Raw genomic sequence first — 4,585 nt, 5'->3', positions numbered from 1 at the left:
TGCCGGCCCCTGAAGTCGGCCTTGGCGCGCTGCTTGAGCTTGGCGGCGATGGCGGACAGGATCATGGACCGGCTCCAAGGCGGAGGCGGCAGGCTCGGCGGCTATGGCTAACGACCCGTGAACCTCAGCGCATTCGCGTTTGCGACAAGCCCCATGGCCGCGGCCGCCGCGACCAACGCCGCAGCGACGGCCCATGATGCAGCAATCGGTCAGAGGGCGTGTTGCGTAGGCTGCGAGGAACCACGTCGCGAGAAGCGCCGCTCCGCCACCAATGCCGATCGCCGCCACTCGGAACGCCTGATCCAACCGCTCCGGGTACGGCCGCTCCTCCAGCCGAAACCAGCCGCCACGGGGCGCCGGCTCCTCCTGCGGGTCGTAGGTCTGGCTGTGCGGCGCGGGCATGGGCTCACGATGGCGGACACGCGGCGAGGTGTCGAGCAGCCACTATCGACCCTCGCTGTGCACTAAATCGCCACACGACAGTGGACGCAGCATGATCCTGCTTGCCGCTGAGGCTGGGTCCGGCTACGAACCGGGTCCCAGACAAAGAAAAGGCCGCCCTCAAGGAGCGGCCCGAAGTCTAGGGAGGAAACGCCCTCAAGAGGGCTGCGGGACGGCGACGCTATCGCTGTCCCGCGGTGCCCACCTAGGCCCCTGCATCGCAGCGCGCAACCATTCAGGACCGCGGTATCTGCATGGGCGGGTTGACGGAACCGCTCGGGCGCTCTTCCACACCATGGCCCCGTTAGAGTGAGCCGCAGATCGCTACGGGCGACCGCAGCCATCTACCGCAAGGTGTCGCCTGAGCTTGGCTTGTAGCTCGTCCAGCTCGCGCACGGCCTTCCACGTAGACTGCCATGCTTGATGTGCGGATGGGCTCCTGTGCTCTTTCAGATCGTGCTTGGTGCAGCGTTCCGCGTCCGCGGCATGCTTCAACGCCCGCTCTACGGCGCTGAGCGTGTCTCGGATCTCAACCTCGGTCATCACAAGACCCTGTTCGGCATACCGTCCGACCGCATGGTGCCATGATCTCGCCCGGGACGGTGCCGCCGCGCTTAGATTGTCGAGCCAATCCCCTTACGGCTAAAGCCGCCCGATGTCCGACAAGTTCAACACCCTTCTCGAACGCCTCAAGGCGCACCAACGCACGCTCATCCTGTCCACGGTCGAAGTGACGGTCATCTCGCCAAACTCGAAGCTTAAGCATATGCGTAGATTGCATAGGCGGCATTTTTTCGCCCCAATTTCCGAACAGTTAATGCGCCCTTAACCCTTTCCGGCGCTCATTGAATTGGTTCAACGGAGCCTGTTCCATGCTCTCAACCGGTCTCTTGCTCGTGATTAGTGCAGCGCTCAGCGCGGCAGCGGCGGGCGCCGTAAGCGACCCGAACGCCCGCGACGGATAGCGCCGTCCCAAGCGGTTTGGCGGAGTGTGACGGCCCCGCGACAGGCTCGATTTCTTGTTCTCATGGCCGTTGTCAGCCCTCGAACCGGCACAGTTCAGCTGCCACACTGATCGGACCGAACGCCGTTTCTGGTCCTCGCGATGCTCGCCACAGCCCGCACTTTTTTCCTTCAGAACCGCGAGGGTGGTGCGGTGCTTGGGTCGTCCGCCTTGTTCATGACCGGGGCTATGACGCTGATCTGGCTGCTCGGCTGAGCTTACAGGTCTCGCCGCCGTCTTAGCCGCAGTGCCCAGATCAGCGCTCCGGGCCAAAACACGAGGCTGAGCAGCGCAACCAGCACAAAGGCGCGGCCCTTCCACCAAGTGATTGCAACGGGCAGGAACAACCCTGGCACCGCGGTGACGTTCTGCGGCGTTCTGCTTCGGAACTGGAAACGCCGGGGCGCCATTGAGGTGGGGCTAAACGGTGCCTCCGCCGAGAGTTCCTGCACAATCATGTTCATATTCGCTATAGTTTTCGCCGCGGTTGCAGTGCTTGGTGCCGCAATTGGCCTCGGCCATGTTGGGCATCCCATCGGCGGTCAATCCGTCGAGAGCTATGGCTGGGGCTTGTTCATCAACGGCTCAGCTATTGCTGCCTTCTTCGCCTTGCGCGCGACTCTTGCGCCGTCGAGCCGTTGGGTCAAACGGAAAACCCAGCCTCCGGAGTTGATCAGACATGCCCAGCCGGAGTGTGTGCAGGCTGAGAGTGGGAAGGTTGTCGCTCCTCAGACCACCATGGGCCGCGAGCCGCGGCGGGTGGCAAGCCCTGCTCCCGAGACGTCTCAGGCAACTGTCGTGCTCCCTGATGACCCTGAGGCGATCTTGGACGCACTGGTCGAGCGCGTTGGCACCGCGGGCGTAGATCTAATGCTGCGCAATCGCGCCAAGTTCGCCCACGCTGCAGAGTGATCTGAGCCCGACGAGCGATCGGGTTGGTCATCACGGGTCCGAGCGCCACGTCGTGACTGCGATCGCCCTATCGACATTCCGAGGCTCGGACCTGCGGGCATGCTCTCAAGATGGCGAGCGCCCGGGCGGCTGTCGAGGTGTCAGGCCCTGCGCATCGCCTGTGCCTGCAGCCGCTCGGCCTCTTCCTGCAACGCGTCCCGCTCGATCCGCATCGCCTCGACCAGGGCGTGCATGTTCCCGGCGTCGATCGCGGTCTCGACGAGCATGTCCTGGGTCGAGGCCAGTTGCTCGCGCAGCTCGGCATTCTCGGTCGCTAGCGCCAGGAGAAGAGCGGTCACGACATCGCTCATCCGGACCCCAGCACCGCCCTCAAGCTAGGGCGTGTAGTCGTGCGCAGGCTTGGCCGCAACTGCATCTATGTTAGCCGCGATGGCACCACCGAGGCTTCATTGCCGGCATGCGCTCAAGATGGCGAGCGATAGGGCAGGGGTCGTGGCTGTCAGGTTTCCAGCCGCCCGCGCTCTTAGCTGTTGACGGAATGACTACGTAGCTCGCCATGGGCGAAGCTGAAGCATATACGTAGACTGCATTCGTGGCGCCATCTTGCCCCAATCCGAGGACAGTTAACACGCCGTTAACCATAGCCGATGCTATTCGCTCGGATCAAAGGAGCCCAATCCATGATCTCGGTCGGTTTTCTCGTCGTGATCAGTGCAGCCCTCAGTGCGGCCGCGGCCGGTGCCGTGAGCGACCCGATTGCTCGCGATAGATAGCGCCGCTTTGATTGACTTGTCGAGGTGTGACGGCCGCGCGACAGGGCCGATTTCTCGCATTTAGTCCCCAGGAAGGCCCTCGAACCAGCGCAGTTCAGCTGCCACACTGACCGGATCGCACGCCGCCTCCGGGCCACCTCATGTTCAATGCAGCTTGTACCTTTGTTCTTAAGCACCGAGAACGGAGCGCGGTGCTCGCCTCATCTGGCTTGTTCTTGACTGCAGTCTATATCCTGGCGGCCATGCTTTCCTGAGCGCTGCGTCAGGTCGTCGAGCTGGAGAACGTCATCGCGGCGGTCGAGGCTGTGGCGACCGAGGAGGCACAACCAGCGCGGCTCGGCGTTCGATAGAAGCTGCCGACGTTGGCGGCTTCGGTACGAAACCTGGAGGCGCAGATGCCAAGCCAGCAGCCAGGGACGCCGAGGCGGAAGCCGCGCTTCCAAAATCGCGAACCGACCTTCGTTGAGATCGAGGAGGCGACCCTCTTCATGGCGTATGTCGTGGAGAGGTACGGCGAGCATTACGCCCCGATCATGGACCGCCTCGTCGTCGACCTGGAGGAAGCTCGGAAGCGTGGGGGAGCCCTACGGAAAGGGCAAAACGGATCCTCGACGAAGCGGAGGCAGACGGTCGGCTCGCAGCCGTGAACATCACGCGGAAGCGCTAAGAGCCTCACCTTGCGGAGAACACCATGAAGGCCGGTAGCATGCGCGCGCCCGACCCTGCGCAGCCGACGACGGTCGCTCTCCTGCGAGAGCAGTTCGGCCCACGGGTCATCATCCCGCTCGACAGCGTGATGGCGGCCTACTTCCCCGGCGTGTCGCAGGAGCACCTGCTGCGCCGGATCGGGGAGGGCAAGCTGGATCTGCTGGTCGTGCGGATCGACGCCAGCCAGAAGTCAGCCAAAGGCGTCGCCTTGGTCGACCTGGCAACGTACCTCGACCACCGGATCGAGGCAGCGCGTAAGGAATGCCGCCAGCTCTGCGGGTAGCCTGCAACGACAACGGCGCAGCAACCTGGGAAGGCGCTGCGCCGCTGGATCGGGCCGCCTGAGGGGGCGAATGACGGCCTTGAGCGGTGGGTACATCTGGCTCAGCCCCCGCGAGGTGCGCCCAAGCACATCCAACGCTGTGTGGCCCGGTGGTGACACGCGCCGACGACCACCTGTGGACGGCGCCGAGTGCCCCTGATTGGTCAAGGTTCAGGGGCCAGCGTGAGGTACTTCCCTCGATCCGGCTTTGCCATGTTCGCAAACCCTCACGCCTTCGTTCTCCATCATCGCGAGCGCCTTGCCGTGCTCCTGTCCTCGGCCCTGTTCCTGGCGGGCGCACTCCCGTTGTTCTGGGCGATTGGCTGAGCCAAACGCTCCAGTCTTGCTCGTCGGGCAGGGGCTGCGCAGCAGATCATGGTTATCCAGCTTGGCGGAGATCGTGGTGCACTACTGACAGATGTGATC

Annotated in this window: 4 protein-coding genes; 3 read left to right on the top strand and 1 reads right to left on the bottom strand. The window is 63.8% G+C overall.

Translation table 11 applies throughout. From position 1 onward, the window contains the following. Positions 1-882: 882 nt before the first annotated feature. Together AC1DXK_RS30175 and AC1DXK_RS30170 are read left to right on the top strand one after the other, a co-directional pair. Complete coding sequence (locus AC1DXK_RS30175) at positions 883-1,029, top strand: hypothetical protein (protein ID WP_456686178.1); 147 nt, start codon at positions 883-885, stop codon at positions 1,027-1,029. Positions 1,030-1,900: 871 nt separating this feature from the next. After that, positions 1,901-2,356, top strand: a complete 456-nt coding sequence (locus AC1DXK_RS30170; RefSeq protein ID WP_477299648.1) for a hypothetical protein — start codon at positions 1,901-1,903, stop codon at positions 2,354-2,356. Positions 2,357-2,496: 140 nt separating this feature from the next. On the opposite strand, the gene AC1DXK_RS30165 is transcribed toward AC1DXK_RS30170, so the two are convergent. After that, complete coding sequence (locus AC1DXK_RS30165; protein ID WP_456686177.1) at positions 2,497-2,694, bottom strand: hypothetical protein; 198 nt, start codon at positions 2,692-2,694, stop codon at positions 2,497-2,499. A 1,126-nt stretch (positions 2,695-3,820) separates the two neighbouring features. On the opposite strand from AC1DXK_RS30165, the gene AC1DXK_RS30160 reads away from it, so the two are divergent. Then, a complete protein-coding gene (locus tag AC1DXK_RS30160; RefSeq protein WP_456686175.1) occupies positions 3,821-4,120 on the top strand; it encodes a pyocin activator PrtN family protein in 300 nt (99 codons plus the stop codon). Positions 4,121-4,585 lie beyond the last annotated feature (465 nt).

It is taken from the genome of Methylobacterium sp. P3_A11, from assembly GCF_056403155.1.
The sequence above is the reverse complement of the archived record's forward strand: the minus strand, read 5'-3'. Positions and strand labels throughout refer to the sequence as shown.